Raw genomic sequence first — 15,957 nt, 5'->3', positions numbered from 1 at the left:
GGATGAGCACCGCCACCGAGCACGCCATCGGCGCGGCCGTCCCCCGGCAGCGCCGGGGCGTCGCCGCCACCATGCACGACTCCTGGGTGGTCGCCAAGCGCAACCTGCGCCGGATGACCCGCATCCCGGAGATCGTCGTCTTCGGGCTCATGCAGCCCGTCATGTTCGTGCTGCTGTTCTCGTACGTCATGGGCGGCGCGATCCAGATCCCCGGGACGAACGCGAGCTCCGACTCGTACATCCAGTTCCTGATGGCCGGCATCTTCGCCCAGACCGTCACCTTCGCCACCGCCGGCGCCTCCGCCGGCATCGCGGAGGACATGACCAAGGGTCTGGTGGACCGCTTCCGCTCGCTGCCGATGGCCCGCTCCGCGGTGCTGGTCGGCCGCACCATGGCGGACCTGGTGCAGACCGCGTTCACGCTCGTCGTGCTGGCGCTGGTCGCGCTGCTGGTCGGCTGGCGGATCCACAACGGGGTGCTCAGCGCGCTCGGCGCCTTCGGCCTGCTGCTCCTGCTCGGCTACGCGTTCTCGTGGATCGGCGCGCTGATCGGCCTGTCGGTGCGCAGCCCCGAGGCGGCCACCTCGGCCGGCCTGATCTGGCTGTTCCCGCTGACCTTCGTCTCCAACGCCTTCGTGCCGATCAGCTCCATGCCGGGCTGGCTGCAGGGCATCGCCTACTGGAACCCGTTCAGCGCGACCGTGCAGGCCTGCCGCGACCTGTTCGGCAACCAGGTCGGCCCGGTGGACTCCGCCTGGCCGATGCAGCACGCGAGCCTGGTCTCGGTGCTGTGGTCGCTGGTCATCACCGCGGTGTTCTCCTGGCTGTCGGTGCGCAAGTACCGCTCGGCCGTCGGCTGAACCCGTACGCGCCGGGCGCGCCGGACGCGCGGTCCGGGTCGGCGGTGCCGGACGCGCCGGGCGCGCCGGACGCGTCCGACACGCCGGAGGGCGGCCGCGGGGTCCCGGACCCCGCGGCCGCCCTCGTCGTGCGGCGGCCGGATCAGCCGGCGTGCGGCACGACCTTGACGATCTTCACCATGGCCGGCTTGCCGTTCGGCAGGTCGTAGGTGGCCTCGTCGCCGATCTTCTTGCCGTCGATCGCGCGGCCCAGCGGCGACTGCGGCGAGTAGACGTCCAGCGTGTCGGAGCCGGCCACCTCACGGGAGGCGAGCAGGAACTCCATGAGGTCGTCCTCGTCGCCGTCGAAGGCGACCGTGACGACCATGCCCGGGGCCACCACGCCCGAGTCGGCCGGGGCCTCGCCGACCTTCGCGCGCTCCAGCAGCTGGGTCAGCTGGCGGATGCGCAGCTCGTACTTGCCCTGCTCCTCCTTGGCCGCGTGGTAGCCGGCGTTCTCCTTGAGGTCGCCCTCCTCGCGCGCCGCCTCGATCTTCTGGGCGATCTCGATGCGCCAGGGCCCGGTCAGGTGATCCAGCTCGGCCTTGAGCTGGTCGTAGCCGGCCTGAGTGAGCCAGGTCACGTTCTCACTGGTCTGGGTCACGGGTGCTCCTCGTAGGTGCTGGGGCTGTGCTGAGGGTGTGAGTCGTCAGCAGGGTTGGTGGTGATAACGGTCGTAACTACAAAGCAACGCCCGCTCCCGTACCATCCGGTGCGGAAGGGGCGAAACCACGAGCCTAACAAGTCCTGCCGACAAGCGGGAGGGTCGTTGGCGCGCCATTGACGTCGGCGTTGCGCCACGGTGTACAGAACGGGGTGCGGGACTTCCTACGGATGCCCGCTCGCCCCGTCGAATATGCGCCGACGGTCCTACTTGGCCGGCGTGCAGCCCAGCAGCTCGGCCGTACTGCCGCGGGCGGTGGTGCGCAGCGTGACCACGGCGTCGTAGCTGGAACCGTCGGCCGGGACGGGGAAGTCCGCGACCCCGACCACCGCGCCGTCCCTGCCCTGCGAGCGGACGGTGCAGCTGCCGGCCGTCCCGTCGCTCTTGCGCACCGCCAGGTGCAGCTGCACCTCGGAGTCGGAGACCGCCTGGAAGGTCGGCACCGAGCCGTTGATCGCGGTCTCGCGCATCAGGTAGGAACCGCCCAGCCAGGCCACCAGGCCCAGGCCCAGCACGCCGCACACCGCGCCGACCGCCTTCAGCCGGCGGTCCGAGTCACGGTCGCCGCTCCGGCCGTAGCGCCCCTCGGGCAGCTGCGGGGTGGTGGTGCTCGCGTTCATCCGACCCGGTCCTCTCCTGGGGGAGGGGCCGCGCGGGTGGTGCGGGGGAATGCGACGCTCCTCCAGTCCGTCACTATAGGAGGGGCACGCCCGCGGCCGGTCCGGCGGGGGCGGGGCTCGGTCGCGCCGGGGTCGCTTCGCGGGCCGGTCCGGCGGCCGCGCGGCCCCGAGGTGAGCGGCCCGCACGGCGGGCGCTCGTACGGTGGGCGGGTCCGGACTTTCGCGGAACGCCCGACGATGTGGAAGGAACGCAAGGCGTTGACTGAGCAGTTGCGACTGATGGCGGTGCACGCCCACCCGGACGACGAGTCCAGCAAGGGCGCGGCCACCATGGCCAGGTACGTCGAACAGGGTGTGGACGTGCTCGTGGTCACCTGCACGGGGGGCGAGCGCGGGTCGGTCCTCAACCCCAAGCTGCAGGGGGACCCGTACATCGAGGAGAACATCCACGAGGTGCGGCGCAAGGAGATGGACGAGGCCAGGGCGATCCTGGGCGTCCGGCAGGACTGGCTGGGCTTCGTCGACTCCGGCCTGCCCGAGGGCGACCCGCTGCCCCCGCTGCCCGAGGGCTGCTTCGGCCTGCAGGACGTCGACGAGGCGGCCGAGCCGCTCGTCCGGCTGATCCGGGAGTTCAAGCCGCAGGTCATCACGACCTACGACGAGAACGGCGGTTACCCGCACCCCGACCACATCATGACCCACAAGATCACCATGCGGGCCTTCGACGCCGCCGGCGACCCGGACGCCTACCCGGAGGCCGGCGAGCCCTGGCAGCCGCTGAAGCTCTACTACAACCACGGCTTCCCGATGGGCCGCATCCGCGCGCTGCACCAGTACCTCACCGAGCACGGCCACGACTCGCCCTATGGCGAGTGGATCGCGGGCTGGGAGAAGAGCGGCCGCAAGGAGCGCGAGATCACCACCCGGGTGCGCTGCGACGACTGGTTCGAGACCCGCGACCGCGCCCTGATCGCCCACGCCACCCAGATCGACCCGGACGGGCCCTGGTTCCGCGTCCCGCTGGAGGTCCAGCGCGAGGTCTGGCCCACCGAGGACTACGAGCTCGCCCGTACCCTGATCGATGTGGACCTGCCGGAGGACGACCTGTTCGCCGGCCTGCGCACCCCCACGCTGGCGGCCGACGTCGCCGACGCGCGCGACTGAACCACCCCCCGATGGCCCGGCTCCCCGTGAGCCGGGCCACCATAGAGATATGAGCGCCCCCGTGAACCTCGTCCACCTCGCCGCCGACCTCGCCGTCGACGACGCCAAGGTCACCCCCGGTCTCCTCGGCTTCGTCGTCTTCGCCGCGCTCGGCGTGGCCACCTGGTTCCTGGCCAAGTCGATGAACCGGCAGTTCAAGAAGGTCGACTTCGTGGAGGAGCCGGAGGCCCCCAAGGAGTAGCGGGCCCCGCCCGCCCGGCGGGCGTGGACACCGCACCCGCCGGCCCGCGCCGGCCCCGCCCCCGTACCGGCCCGACCTGCCGCCTGCCCGGGGCCGGATGCGCGAGGATGGGGGCCATGCCGAACCGTCTCGCGGACGCGACCTCGCCGTACCTGCTGCAGCACGCCGACAACCCGGTCGACTGGTGGCCGTGGGGGGTGGAGGCCTTCGAGGAGGCGCGGCGCCGCGGCGTACCGGTACTGCTGTCGGTCGGGTACGCGGCCTGCCACTGGTGCCACGTGATGGCGCACGAGAGCTTCGAGGACGCCGGGCTCGCCGAGTACCTGAACGAGCGGTTCGTCGCCGTCAAGGTGGACCGGGAGGAGCGGCCCGACGTCGACGCCGTCTACATGGAGGCGGTGCAGGCCGCGACCGGGCAGGGCGGCTGGCCGATGACGGTCTTCCTCACCCCCGACAAGGAGCCGTTCTACTTCGGCACCTACTTCCCGCCGCAGCCCCGGCACGGCATGCCGTCCTTCCGTCAGGTGCTCGAAGGCGTCGACGCGGCCTGGCGCGACCGGCGCCAGGAGGTCGCCGAGGTCGCCGGCCGGATCCGGGCCGACCTCGCCGAGCGGGCCGCCGTCTACTCCGCCGGGGCCCACCACCCGCCCGCCGACGCGGACCTGCACCAGGCCCTGGTCGCACTCACCCGGGAGTTCGACGAGCGGCGCGGCGGCTTCGGCGGCGCGCCCAAGTTCCCGCCGGCCATGGTGATCGAGTTCCTGCTGCGCCACCACGCCCGCACCGGCTCCGAGGCGGCGCTGGAGATGGCCGTCCGCACCGGTGAGGCGATGGCCGGCGGCGGGATCCACGACCAGCTCGGCGGCGGCTTCGCCCGGTACTCGGTCGACGCCGGCTGGGTGGTGCCGCACTTCGAGAAGATGCTGTACGACAACGCCCTGCTGCTGCGCGCCTACCTGCACCTGTGGCGGGCCACCGGATCCGACCGGGCCCGCCGGGTCGCGCTCGCCACCGCAGACTTCCTGCTGCGCGAACTGCGCACCCCCGAAGGGGCGTTCGCCTCCGCCCTGGACGCCGACAGCCTCGACGAGGAGACCGGGAAGTCCGTCGAGGGCGCGTACTACGTCTGGGAGCCCGGCCAGTTGGTCGACCTGCTCGGACCCGCCGACGCGGCCACCGCCGCCCGGCTCTTCGCCGTCACCGCCGAGGGCACCTTCGAACACGGCACATCCGTCCTCCAACTCCTGTCCGAGCCCGAGGACTTCGCCGAGTACGAGGCCCTGCGGGCCCGCCTGTTCGAAGCCCGGGCCCAACGGCCCGCACCCGCCCGCGACGACAAGGTCGTCGCGGCCTGGAACGGCCTGGCGATCGCCGCCCTCGCCGAGACCGGCGCACTGCTCGACCGCCCCGACCTCGTCGAGGCCGCCGAACGCGCCGCCGACCTGCTGCTCGCCGTCCACCTCACCCCCGACGGCCGGCTGCTGCGCACCTCCCGGGACGGCCGGGCCGGCACCAACGCCGGCGTCCTCGAGGACTACGCCGACACCGCCGAGGGCTTCCTCGCGCTGTACGCCGTCACCGGCGAGGCCGAGTGGCTCGAACTGGCCGGCGCGCTCCTCGACACCGTCCTCAAGCACTTCACCGACGAGGCGTCCGGCGCGCTCTACGACACCGCCGACGACGCCGAGGAGCTCATCCGGCGCCCCCAGGACCCGACCGACAACGCCACCCCCTCCGGCTGGACGGCCGCCGCCGGCGCCCTGCTCGGCTACGCCGCCTACACCGGCTCCGACCGGCACCGGACCGCCGCCGAACGGGCCCTCGGCATCGTCGGAGCGCTCGCCGCGCGGGCGCCCCGCTTCATCGGCTGGGGCCTCGCCGTCGCCGAGGCGCTGCTCGACGGGCCGCGCGAGATCGCCGTGGTCGGCGCGGCCGGCGACCCGGCGACGGACGCGCTGCGCCGCGCCGCGCTCCTCGCCACCGCGCCGGGGGCCGTGGTCGCGGTGGGCGCGCCGGGCGACGGGGCGGAGGTCCCGCTGCTCGCGGACCGGCCGCTGGTCGGCGGGGCGCCGGCGGCGTACGTCTGCCGGCACTTCGCCTGCGAGGCGCCCACCACCGATCCGGCGGAGCTCGCGTCGCGGCTCGGCGTGGTCGTGGAGCCGTAGCGGCGGGTGCGCACCGGGCGCCGCCGAGGTGCTGCTGTACACCGACCTGGCCAATCCGACCAGCAACTCCATTTACCAGCAGATCGGTTACCGGGCGGTGGAGGACTGCCTGAGCGTGGACTTCGCGGGTCAGAACACCTAGGACCGCCCGTCACGCGCCGTCGGTCGGGCGCCCGTCGGCGGGCTTCGTGCCGAAGGGGTCGGCGGCGCCGGTCGCCCCGGGCGCGGGCAGGTGGTCGGAGTCCTGGTAGGCCCGTGCGCAGGTGAGCAGGTTGGTGCCGGCCGCCCGCATGTCACCGGCGAGGCCGTCCAGCAGGGCCGTCCAGGCGGCGCCGCACCCCTGCAGCGCCGCTCCCGTCCGCCAGCCGGGCAGGCTCCCGGCCGCCCTCGCGCCGGGCTCCGCCAGCTTCGCCGTCTCCTCCGGCACCTTGCCGGCGACGGTCAGCGCGTTGTGCCCGGCCGCGGTCAACTCGCCCGGCCTGACGGTGAATCCCGGGTCTGGTGCCATCGCGTCCCCTTGCCGGCGGTGTCGGTCGCGGGCGCTATGGTAGCCGTGCGTACCCGGGCGGGCACGCAGCGTCGGTAAAGGGGGTGGGGGATGGACCTCGCGGGCCTGAGGGACGCCGGCCTGGCGGACCTCCACACCGCGGCGGACGCGTACGACGCGCTCTGCCGGGCGTACGCCCGGCACGTCGCCGACTGGAGGGGCGGCACCGCCGATCGGGTCCGCGGGTCCGGGTGGAGCGGCCCGGCGGCCACCGCCGCGGCGACCGTCCTGGACGGTGTCACCGGCAAGCTGGACGCGGCGATGACCGAACTCGGCTGCATCGGCCGGGAACTGCGCGCCTGCGCCGACTCCCTGGCCCTCGCCCAGGGCACGCTCCACCAGGCGCTCGCGGACGCCCGGGCCGAGGGCTTCGCGGTCGACGGCGCGGGCGCGGTGAGCCGGCCAGTGCCGGACAACCCCTTCCGGGCCGTCGGCTGGGAAGCCCGGCAGAAGGCCGCCGCCGAGGACATCGCCCGGCGGATCGGCTCGGCGCTGTCCGCGGCGACCAGGGCCGACGAGGGCCTGGCCGCGGAGCTCGACCGGTTCGCGCGCCAGGCGAACGACGCGTCCGGTCTGGACGGGCGGACGGCCGCCGCGGACGTCCTCCGGGAGGAGCGTGCCGACCCGCTCTGGAGGCGGAACATGCCAGCCGGGGGCGCGACGCCGACGGAGGTCCGCGCCTGGTGGCAGGGCCTCGGCCCGCAGGGGCGGCAGTGGTTCCTCGACCACCACCCGGAGGAGCTCGGCAACCTCGACGGCGTCCCTGCGCAGGTGCGGGACCAGGTGAACCGGGCGCGGCTGGAGGCCCTCCTGAGGGCCGCCCGGGACAGGGCGGCGGCGGGCCTGCCGCCGACCCCCGGCGACCGGGCGGCCCTCGCCCGTTACGGGCCCGTCGCCGACCGGCTCGGAACGGGCCGGGGCGAGCCGCCGCTCTATCTGCTCGGCCTCGGCGAAGCGGGCCGGGGGCGGGCGATCCTCTCCTACGGGAATCCGGACACCGCCACCGACATCGCCGTCTACGTGCCGGGGATCACCACCACCACCGAGAGCCTGGGCACGGCGGGAAACGTGCACGACGGCACCAACGAGGCGGAGAACGCGCTGAGCCTCTACCGCGCCGCCGGCGCCAGGGCCCCGGCGGGGCGCGCGGTCGCCTCGATCGTCTGGCTCGGCTACGACCCGCCGGGGGCCGACTTCGGGGCCGCCTCCACCAGGGCGGGCAAGGACGGCGCCCCGGCGTACGCGAGGTTCCTGAGCGGGCTGCGGGCGAGCAACGAGGGGGTCCGCCCGCCGCACGTGACCGCGGTCGGGCACAGCTACGGCTCGTACCTGGTGGGCCGGGCGGCCGGGCTGGCGGCCAAGCCGGGGTCGCCGGACTCGCCCCCCGACGACGTGGTCCTCCTCGGCAGTCCGGGCGTCGGCGCGGACCGGGCCTCCGACCTGGGGCTGCCCCCGGGCCGGGTCTGGGTCGGTGCGGCCGACAACGACGTGGTGACGCACACCCCGTCCAGGCTGAGCATCGATCCGGACGAACGCTGGTTCGGGCGGGATCCGGCCAGCAGGCACTTCGGCGCGAACCGCTTCACCGTCGACGACTGGAGCCGGGGGAACCCCGTCGACGCCCACACCAAGTACCTGACCGGCCGGGGCGGGCCCTCGCTGGGCAACGTCGCGGCCATCGTCACGGGCAGCGGCGACGTCCGTCTGACGGGCGGGCGCTGACGACCGGGTGCTGACGACCGGGCGGGCGGCGGAGCCGGGGCGGCGGACGCCTGGATGGCGGGCGCCTGGGCGCCCCGGGCGCGGCGGCGGCCGTACGGGGCGTACCGGTCGGCGCCGTCACGCCCAGTCCCACCGGATCCCGAGGATGCACGGCCGCAGCGCCGTCGCGACCAGGTGAACGCAGTGGTGCCCGTCGAGGGTGAGTTCCTCGGTCTCGTAGGGCGTTCCTCCGGGGGAGTGCAGGGCGAAGCGGTGGCAGCGGACGGGGAGGGCCGCGGGGTGGAAGGTGACCTGCAGGACGTACTGGCCGGCGCCGGAGTTGAAGCCGCGGACGTACTCGCAGCTGGGGTCGGGGGAGGGGGCGTCGTCGAAGCCGTAGCCGAGGAGGTGGGTGTCGCCGGCGCGCAGCCGGCGGTCGAGGAGGAGTTCGGCGACGAGCAGGTGGTGGGCGCGGTCGTGGCGGATCCGGCCGGGGCGGCAGTTCTCCTCGGCGCGGACGCCGACGCCGGTGATGTCGCAGCCCGGGTCGCCCTGGTAGAGGGCGAGGTAGCGGTCGGTGCCGTCGCGGTGGGCGCGCAGGGCGTGTTGGGAGTCGCGGCGGGTGATCTGGCGGTCGGGGCCGAGGCGGACGCGTTCGATGTGGGTGATGGTGTGCAGGCCGGTGTCGCGGGGGCCGGCGATGGTGGCGAGCAGGTCGTCGACGGCGGTGGCGGGGGAGATGAGGTCGCGGTAGGGGCGGACGGGCGGTCCGGCCGGGGTGGTGTCGGCGGCGCGGCGGGGGCCGAGCAGCCGGGTGAGGGAGCGGTCGGGGAGGTCGAGGACCTCCTCGAGGGCGGCGACGGCGCGGAGCGATTCGGGGCGTTCGGGGCGGCGCCGGCCCTGTTGCCAGTAGCTGAGGCTGGTGAGGCCGACGTGGACGCCGCGCAGGGCGAGGTGGCGGCGGATGCGGTGGAGGGCGAGGCCGCGGGTGGCGATGGCGGTGCGCAGGGCGAGGTGGAAGGGGCCGGTGCGCAGGGCGGCTGCGAGGTCGGCCTGGTCGGTGCGGTGGATGACGGCCTCCTGGTGTGGGGGTGGGCAGACCGTGTTTGACCGTGAATATTCACATCCGGTCGGGGGTTTGTCACCGGTTCCGGCTCGTCGCGCGGGGGTTTCCGGGGTGGCGTTCACACCGGGGACCGCCCGTTCACACCCGAACTCGGGTGGCCTCGGAGGCCGTTGACCGGATCCGGCCACGGCGCGATGCTCATGGCGCGATCCGGACCGCGCCCCCACACAGCACTTCGCTTCGCTCGTGCAAGGAGGCACCTCCCCCATGCCAGTTCCACGCATACGGCTGCGCCGTGCGGTCTCACTGCTCGCCCTCGGCGTGCTGGGCCCGGCGCTGACCGTCGCGGCGACCACCCCCACGGCCGCCGCGACCCCCACCGCCGACCGGGCCGCGGCCCGGGTCCGGCAGGCCGCCGCACCCGGCAGCACGGCCGATCTGGCCGGCACCTACAAGAAGCTCAACATCACCATGCAGCAACAGCAGCAGACCAACTGGTGCTGGGCGGCGAGCGGGAACACCATCGCCACCTGGTTCGGCTACTCCTACAGCCAGAACCAGTTCTGCAACGCCGCGTTCGGCCGCTCGGCCAACTCCGGCTGCCCCAACAGCCAGGCCACCCTGGGCGACGTGCAGAACGGCCTGAGCCGGATCGGCGTCAACCCGGGTTCGTACGTCACCGGGTACCTGCGCTACGGCACGGTGCAGGCCGAGGTGGACGCCGACCGGCCGATCGAGACGCGCATCCAGTGGAGCTCCGGCGGCGGTCACATGCACGTCGTCTACGGCTACGACACCGGCAACAACTGGGTGTACTGGGGCGACCCGTGGCCGTCCAACTACCGCTACAACTGGGCGGACTACTGGTACTACGTGAACAACGACACGTTCTCGTGGACCCACTCCCTGTACCGGATCGGCGCGTGAGGGGCGACCATGACTGACCTCGGAAGGGCCCGTCGGGCCGCCGTCACCGCCCTGCTCGCCGCCGGTCTCGGGCTGGTGCTCGCGCCGGCCGCGCACGCGGGCTCCCCGGCCGGCGCCCCGGCGCCGCTGTCCGCGGCCGACCTGGCCGGGGCCCGCAGCGCGGTCCAGGACCGGGCGGTCCTGGACCGGGTGGGCCACTTCTTCGCCCGCAGGGGCGTCCCGCCGACCGGGCAGCTCACCCTCGGCGCGGCGGAGGAGGCCCGGGCGGCCGGCGCGGCCGCGCCGCGGCTGACCGGCGACACCGTGCCGGTCTACACCCTGGACGCGGCCTTCGTGGCGGGCGCCGCGGGCGTGCCGGTGGCGAAGGCCGAGTTCACCGCGAGCACGGTGGTCGCGGCGGACGGGCAGACGGCCTCGGTGTGGACGGTCCGGCAGGGCGGTGCCTGGAGGGTCGTCAACATCGCGTCCGGCGGTGACGAGGGCGACTACGCGGCGAAGGCGGCGAGCGGTGGCGGCGGCACCGCGTTCCGCGAGCCGCAGGTCAACGCCTGGTACGTGCTGCGCGACGGCCGGGTGCTGCCGCTGGACGACGAGGCGCGGCGCTCGGTGGGCGCGGGCGGGGTGTCGCTGGCCGCGTACCAGCAGCTGGTGCACCAGCGGTACGGGGACAAGCTGCCCGGCTCGGCGTACGACCGGGCGGGTGAGGGCGGCGGCTACCCGCTGGCGGCCGGTCCGGAACGGGCGGCGGGCGGCGGTTCGGCGCTGCCGGCGGTGACGGCGGCCGCGGCCCTGGGCGCCACCGCGCTCGCGGGTGCGGGCGCGGCCCTGCGGCGGCGGAGGGCGGGCGTCCGGGCTTAGCCCCTGGATGCGCCGCACGCGGGACGGGCGGGGTCCGGCCGACACGGCCGGGCCCCGTCGTCGTGTCCGGAGGGTGACGGCGGCCGGGTGACCGGCCGGGTGCGCTCCGTGATGTGTCCTGGAAGTGCAGCTTCCGCACGAGGAATTGACGCAACGTTGATCTGTCGTTCGCCGCCCGGGGGCGGTTCCGGGTGACGGACGGTAGATACGATGTGGCGGTCGGTCAGTGCGGGCCGACGTGTGCCGAGAGCGGGGAAGGGGTGGGGCGGCAGGAGCCGACCACGAGCCCGGCGCCGGGAAAGGGGAGCCGCAGTGGCCGACAGGGATGACAGGCAGTCGAGTGCCCAGGTGTGGGGCGCGGTGGTGGTGGTGGCGTCCGCGCTCGCCGTGGTCGCGGCCTACCTGATCAACGGGGCGGCGCTGGTCCTGGCGGTCGCCGGGGTCGAGGTGCTGCTGGTGATGGTGCACGTCGGTCGCAGGTGGCGTGCGATGCACCGGGAACCCGCCCCGCGCGGACACCGGTCCTCCGCCGCCAGCCCGGACGCCGCGCACTGCGAGCGCTGCCGCCGGGCCCGCGAGGCGCTGGACGCCCGGCAGGCGCGCGGCGGTGCCGCCCGGCCGGTGGTGGCTCCGCGCTCGCAGGCGCAGGCGGGCCCGGCCTCGTGGTCCGGCCCCGCGCCCGTCCCCGGCCCGGACGTCGAGCCGCACCCGGGGGCCGGTCCCGAGGCCGGCCTGGTCGACCGCCCGCCGTACCCGCGCCGCCCGCAGGGCCGGGCGCCGTACGAGCGCCCGTGGACGGCGGAACGGGCGGTCACCCGGTCCGTGGACCGGGCGGCCGCCCGCCGTGGTGCGCCGGGTTCAGCCGGCCGCGCTGTACGCCACCAGTGAGACCCCGACGTACTGCACGATGAACGCGCCCAGGGTGAAGGCGTGGAACACCTCGTGGAAGCCGAACCAGCGGGGTGAGGGGTTGGGCCGCTTGAGCCCGTACACCACGCCGCCGATGCTGTAGAGCACCCCGCCGACGATCATCAGCACCAGGACGGCGACTCCGCCGGCCCGCAGGAAGTCGGGCAGGAAGAAGGCGGCGGCCCAGCCGAGCGCGATGTACACGGGGGTGTACAGCCAGCGCGGCGCGCCGACCCAGAACACCCGGAACGCTATCCCGGCCAGTGCGCCGCCCCAGACCGCCCAGAGCAGCAGCTGCTGGGCGGCGCCCTTGAGCAGCAGCATCGTGAACGGCGTGTAGGTGCCCGCGATGATCAGGAAGATGTTCGCGTGGTCGAGCCGGCGTAGCACGGCGTCGCCGCGCGGCCCCCAGTCGAAGCGGTGGTAGACCGCGCTCACCCCGAACAGCAGCCAGGCGCTGACCGAGTAGACGGTGCAGGCGATCCGGGCCGGCGTGGATTCGGCCAGGCAGATCAGCACGATCCCGGCGGCCACGGTGGCGGGGAACATGCCGGCGTGCAGCCAGCCGCGCCACTTCGGCTTGTGCTCGGTGCTCTCACTCTCCGTGCTCCCGAGGAGCTCAGCAGTCATGCGCTGCATGCTACCCGCTACCTACGGGGCCGTAGGTTACTGGCTCGTAGTGAAGTGGCGATCGTCACTCTTGGACGTTTTGGAGCATTCGGAGAGGGGGTGGAGGCGCCCGGGGCGCGGCGCGGGTGGCTCGTTACTGGCTGGTAATCATACTTACTGTAGTAAAAGATGCGTCAATTTCGCCTTCGTGCCGTGATTCGGCCCCGAGGCCGGAGCTACGCTGCAAGCACCCTCAGACCCCCGCTACGCCATCTCCTCGCCGAGATGGCGTGAAACGGAGCGATCGTGTCGTACGAGATCTCTGCTCTCAGCGCCTCCGCGCCCACCCGTCACCAGCGCCTGCTGGCGTGGGTGAGCGAGATCGCCGAGCTCACCCAGCCGGACCGCGTCGAGTGGTGCGACGGCTCCGACGAGGAGTACCAGCGCCTCGCGGACCTGCTGGTGGCTCAGGGCACCTTCAAGAAGCTCAACGAGGAGAAGCGCCCCAACTCCTACTACGCCGCCTCGGACCCGACGGACGTGGCGCGCGTCGAGGACCGCACCTACATCTGCTCCGAGCAGGAGAAGGACGCCGGCCCGACCAACAACTGGAAGGCCCCCGCCGAGATGCGGGAGGTCTTCCAGGGCGAGAACGGCCTGTTCCGCGGTTCGATGAAGGGCCGCACGATGTACGTCGTGCCCTTCTCGATGGGCCCGGTCGGCTCCCCGCTGGCCGCCTACGGCGTCGAGATCACCGACTCCGCCTACGTCGCCGTGTCGATGCGCGTGATGACCCGCATGGGCAAGGCCGTGCTGGACCAGCTCGGCGAGGACGGCGACTTCGTCAAGGCCGTGCACACCGTCGGCGCCCCGCTGGCCGAGGGCCAGGCGGACGTGCCGTGGCCGTGCAACAGCACCAAGTACATCTCGCACTTCCCGGAGAGCCGCGAGATCTGGTCCTTCGGCTCGGGCTACGGCGGCAACGCCCTGCTCGGCAAGAAGTGCTACGCGCTGCGCATCGCCTCGACCATGGCCCGCGACGAGGGCTGGCTGGCCGAGCACATGCTGATCCTCAAGCTGACCCCGCCGTCGGGCGAGGTCAAGTACGTCGCGGCCGCCTTCCCGTCGGCCTGCGGCAAGACCAACCTGGCGATGCTCCAGCCGACCGTCCCGGGCTGGAAGGTCGAGACGATCGGCGACGACATCGCCTGGATGCGCTTCGGCGCCGACGGCCGGCTCTACGCCATCAACCCCGAGGCCGGCTTCTTCGGCGTCGCCCCCGGCACCGGCGTGGACACCAACGCCAACGCCATCGACACCCTCTGGGGCAACACGGTCTTCACCAACGTCGCCCTCACCGACGACGGCGACGTGTGGTGGGAGGGCCTGACCGAGGAGCCCCCGGCGCACCTCACCGACTGGCGCGGCAACGACTGGACGCCGGAGTCCGGCACCCCGGCCGCCCACCCGAACGCCCGCTTCGCCGTCCCGGCCGCGCAGTGCCCGACCATCGCCCCCGAGTGGGAGGACCAGGCGGGCGTGCCGATCTCGGCGATCCTGTTCGGCGGCCGCCGCGCCACCGCCGTCCCGCTGGTGACGGAGTCCTTCGACTGGCAGCACGGCGTCTTCCTCGGCGCCAACATCGCCTCCGAGAAGACCGCCGCCGCCGAGGGCACCGTGGGCGAGCTGCGCCGCGACCCGTTCGCGATGCTGCCGTTCTGCGGCTACAACATGGGCGACTACTTCGCCCACTGGCTGAAGGTCGGCGCCCAGGCGGACGCCGCCAAGCTGCCGAAGATCTACTACGTCAACTGGTTCCGCAAGAACGCCGAGGGTTCGTTCGTCTGGCCCGGCTACGGCGAGAACAGCCGCGTGCTGAAGTGGATCGTCGAGCGCCTGGAGGGGACCGGCGACGGCGTCGAGACCCCGATCGGCGTGCTGCCGACCGTCGAGGGCTTCGACCTCGGCGGCCTGGACCTCTCGAAGGAGGACCTCGACCTGCTCTTCACCGTGGACGCCGACATCTGGCGCCAGGAGGCCGCACTCGTGCCGGCCCACCTGGAGCTGTTCGGCGAGCACACCCCGAAGGAGCTGTGGGACGAGTACCGGAGCCTGGTCGCGCGCCTCGGCTGAGCCTGAGCCTCAGCCGAGCGAGAGGCGGGGGCGCGGCACGAACCGCGCACCCGCCGAGCGACAGGACGGCCGGAGTTCCGCCGGACGGTCTTTCCCCGACCAAGGAGACCGTCCGGGCCGGAACTCCGGCCGTAGTGCTTTTCCGGGGCGCCCGCGGGGCGCCCGCGGGCGTCGCCCGGGCGGGGTCCTCTCGAGGGGCGTCCTTTCGAGGGGCGTCCTCCGAGGCGGGTCCCTCAGGGCTGGGTGTAGCCGCTCAGGAAGTCGCCGATCCTGGTCACCGCGTCGGTGATCTCCTCCGCCCGCGGCAGGGTGACCAGCCGGAAGTGGTCCGGTTCGGGCCAGTTGAAGCCGGTGCCCTGGACCAGCAGGATGCGCTGGGAGCGCAGCAGTTCCAGCACCATCTGCGCGTCGTCCTTGATCTTGTAGACCTTGGGGTCCAGCCGGGGGAACGCGTACAGCGCGCCCTTGGGCTTGACGCAGCTGACCCCCGGGATCTCGTTGAGCAGCCGGTAGGCCGCGTCCCGCGAGGCCAGCAGCCGCCCGCCGGGCAGCACCAGGTCGCGGATCGACTGCCGGCCGCCGAGCGCGGCGGCCACCGCGTGCTGGGCGGGCATGTTGGCGCACAGCCGCATCGAGGCGAGCACGGTCAGGCCCTCGACGTAGCTGCGGGCCCGCTGCCGGTCGCCGGAGAGCACCATCCAGCCGGAGCGGAAGCCCGCGACCCGGTACGCCTTGGACAGGCCGTTGAAGGTGACGCAGAAGAGGTCGGGCGCGAGGGTGGCCAGCGGGACGTGCTCGGCGTCGTCGTAGAGGATCTTGTCGTAGATCTCGTCGGCGTAGACCACCAGCTGGTGCCGGCGGGCGATCTCGGCGATGCCCTCCAGCACCTCGCGCGGGTAGACCGCGCCGGTCGGGTTGTTCGGGTTGATCACCACGATGGCCCGGGTCCGGTCGGTGACCTTGGCCTCGATGTCGGCGAGGTCCGGGTACCACTCGGACTGCTCGTCGCAGCGGTAGTGCACCGCGGTGCCGCCGGCCAGCGAGACCGACGCCGTCCAGAGCGGGTAGTCCGGGGCCGGGACGAGCACCTCGTCGCCGTCGTCCAGCAGCGCGGTCATGGCGAGCTGGATCAGCTCCGAGACGCCGTTGCCGAGGAAGACGTCCTCGACGCTCAGCCCGTGCAGGCCGCGCTCCTCGTAGTGCATGACCACCGCGCGGCGCGCGGAGAGCAGGCCCTTGGAGTCGCCGTACCCGTGCGCGGACGCGAGGTTGCGCAGGATGTCCTGGAGGATCTCCGGCGGTGCCTCGAAGCCGAAGGTGGCGGGGTTCCCGGTGTTGAGCTTGAGGATGCGGTGGCCCTGTTCCTCCAGCCGCATCGCCTCGTCGAGCACCGGGCCGCGGATGTCGTAGCAGACATTGGCGAGCTTGCTGGACTGGATGACCTGCATGCCTGC

General features: G+C 73.5%; 16 protein-coding genes. 10 read left to right on the top strand and 6 right to left on the bottom strand.

Annotated elements, in window-relative coordinates; genetic code table 11:
* Nucleotides 1-2: 2 nt before the first annotated feature.
* Complete coding sequence (locus tag ACFYUY_RS27475) at nucleotides 3-860, top strand: ABC transporter permease (RefSeq protein ID WP_360210936.1); 858 nt, start codon at nucleotides 3-5, stop codon at nucleotides 858-860.
* A 142-nt stretch (nucleotides 861-1,002) separates the two neighbouring features.
* On the opposite strand, the gene greA is transcribed toward ACFYUY_RS27475, so the two are convergent.
* Both greA and ACFYUY_RS27465 read right to left on the bottom strand, forming a co-directional pair.
* Nucleotides 1,003-1,503, bottom strand: a complete 501-nt coding sequence (gene greA, locus ACFYUY_RS27470) for a transcription elongation factor GreA (RefSeq protein WP_360210934.1) — start codon at nucleotides 1,501-1,503, stop codon at nucleotides 1,003-1,005.
* A gap of 266 nt (nucleotides 1,504-1,769) precedes the next feature.
* Nucleotides 1,770-2,183: a DUF4307 domain-containing protein gene (locus tag ACFYUY_RS27465; protein WP_360210932.1), complete on the bottom strand. Its 414-nt coding sequence runs from the start codon at nucleotides 2,181-2,183 to the stop codon at nucleotides 1,770-1,772.
* 258 nt (nucleotides 2,184-2,441) lie between these two features.
* On the opposite strand from ACFYUY_RS27465, the gene mca reads away from it, so the two are divergent.
* The 4 genes from mca to ACFYUY_RS27445 all read left to right on the top strand — a co-directional run bounded on the left by mca (nucleotide 2,442) and on the right by ACFYUY_RS27445 (nucleotide 5,895).
* Nucleotides 2,442-3,347, top strand: a complete 906-nt coding sequence (gene mca / locus ACFYUY_RS27460) for a mycothiol conjugate amidase Mca (protein ID WP_360210930.1) — start codon at nucleotides 2,442-2,444, stop codon at nucleotides 3,345-3,347.
* A 49-nt stretch (nucleotides 3,348-3,396) separates the two neighbouring features.
* Entirely contained in the window at nucleotides 3,397-3,588 is a 192-nt protein-coding gene (locus ACFYUY_RS27455) for a hypothetical protein (protein ID WP_360210928.1), read from the top strand.
* A 116-nt stretch (nucleotides 3,589-3,704) separates the two neighbouring features.
* The gene (locus ACFYUY_RS27450) at nucleotides 3,705-5,753 is read left to right on the top strand and encodes a thioredoxin domain-containing protein (RefSeq protein ID WP_387904508.1); all 2,049 of its coding nucleotides are present in this window, start codon (nucleotides 3,705-3,707) and stop codon (nucleotides 5,751-5,753) included.
* Nucleotides 5,754-5,781: 28 nt separating this feature from the next.
* A complete protein-coding gene (locus ACFYUY_RS27445; protein WP_387904505.1) occupies nucleotides 5,782-5,895 on the top strand; it encodes a GNAT family N-acetyltransferase in 114 nt (37 codons plus the stop codon).
* 9 nt (nucleotides 5,896-5,904) lie between these two features.
* Here ACFYUY_RS27445 and ACFYUY_RS27440 read toward each other — a convergent pair whose 3' ends face one another.
* Entirely contained in the window at nucleotides 5,905-6,261 is a 357-nt protein-coding gene (locus ACFYUY_RS27440; RefSeq protein ID WP_387904502.1) for a hypothetical protein, read from the bottom strand.
* A gap of 90 nt (nucleotides 6,262-6,351) precedes the next feature.
* Here ACFYUY_RS27440 and ACFYUY_RS27435 point away from each other — a divergent pair, with 90 nt between their 5' ends.
* A complete protein-coding gene (locus tag ACFYUY_RS27435; RefSeq protein ID WP_387904501.1) occupies nucleotides 6,352-8,022 on the top strand; it encodes an alpha/beta hydrolase in 1,671 nt (556 codons plus the stop codon).
* Nucleotides 8,023-8,139: 117 nt separating this feature from the next.
* On the opposite strand, the gene ACFYUY_RS27430 is transcribed toward ACFYUY_RS27435, so the two are convergent.
* Nucleotides 8,140-9,072, bottom strand: a complete 933-nt coding sequence (locus ACFYUY_RS27430; RefSeq protein ID WP_360210974.1) for a hypothetical protein — start codon at nucleotides 9,070-9,072, stop codon at nucleotides 8,140-8,142.
* Between the two features lie 262 nt (nucleotides 9,073-9,334).
* Here ACFYUY_RS27430 and ACFYUY_RS27425 point away from each other — a divergent pair, with 262 nt between their 5' ends.
* From ACFYUY_RS27425 to ACFYUY_RS27415, 3 genes are all read left to right on the top strand, one after another.
* Nucleotides 9,335-9,994 (top strand): papain-like cysteine protease family protein, encoded by a 660-nt coding sequence (locus ACFYUY_RS27425; RefSeq protein WP_387904498.1) that lies wholly within the window; start codon nucleotides 9,335-9,337, stop codon nucleotides 9,992-9,994.
* A gap of 9 nt (nucleotides 9,995-10,003) precedes the next feature.
* Nucleotides 10,004-10,852: a hypothetical protein gene (locus ACFYUY_RS27420; protein ID WP_387904495.1), complete on the top strand. Its 849-nt coding sequence runs from the start codon at nucleotides 10,004-10,006 to the stop codon at nucleotides 10,850-10,852.
* A gap of 312 nt (nucleotides 10,853-11,164) precedes the next feature.
* Entirely contained in the window at nucleotides 11,165-11,740 is a 576-nt protein-coding gene (locus tag ACFYUY_RS27415; protein ID WP_360210916.1) for a hypothetical protein, read from the top strand.
* On the opposite strand, the gene ACFYUY_RS27410 is transcribed toward ACFYUY_RS27415, so the two are convergent.
* Nucleotides 11,711-12,400 carry a hemolysin III family protein gene (locus ACFYUY_RS27410; protein WP_387904493.1) on the bottom strand — a complete coding sequence of 230 codons (690 nt, stop codon included), beginning with the start codon at nucleotides 12,398-12,400 and terminating at the stop codon, nucleotides 11,711-11,713. The two genes, ACFYUY_RS27415 and ACFYUY_RS27410, sit on opposite strands and share 30 nt — an antisense overlap.
* Nucleotides 12,401-12,676: 276 nt before the next feature.
* Here ACFYUY_RS27410 and ACFYUY_RS27405 point away from each other — a divergent pair, with 276 nt between their 5' ends.
* Nucleotides 12,677-14,503: a phosphoenolpyruvate carboxykinase (GTP) gene (locus ACFYUY_RS27405; protein WP_387904490.1), complete on the top strand. Its 1,827-nt coding sequence runs from the start codon at nucleotides 12,677-12,679 to the stop codon at nucleotides 14,501-14,503.
* A 233-nt stretch (nucleotides 14,504-14,736) separates the two neighbouring features.
* Here the strand turns inward: ACFYUY_RS27405 and ACFYUY_RS27400 are convergent, their stop codons facing one another.
* Nucleotides 14,737-15,951 (bottom strand): pyridoxal phosphate-dependent aminotransferase, encoded by a 1,215-nt coding sequence (locus tag ACFYUY_RS27400; protein ID WP_387904487.1) that lies wholly within the window; start codon nucleotides 15,949-15,951, stop codon nucleotides 14,737-14,739.
* Nucleotides 15,952-15,957: the final 6 nt, after the last annotated feature.

It is taken from the genome of Kitasatospora sp. NPDC004745 (assembly GCF_042873275.1).
In the GTDB taxonomy this organism is placed as follows: Bacteria; Actinomycetota; Actinomycetes; order Streptomycetales; family Streptomycetaceae; genus Kitasatospora.
The sequence above is the reverse complement of the archived record's forward strand: the minus strand, read 5'-3'. Positions and strand labels throughout refer to the sequence as shown.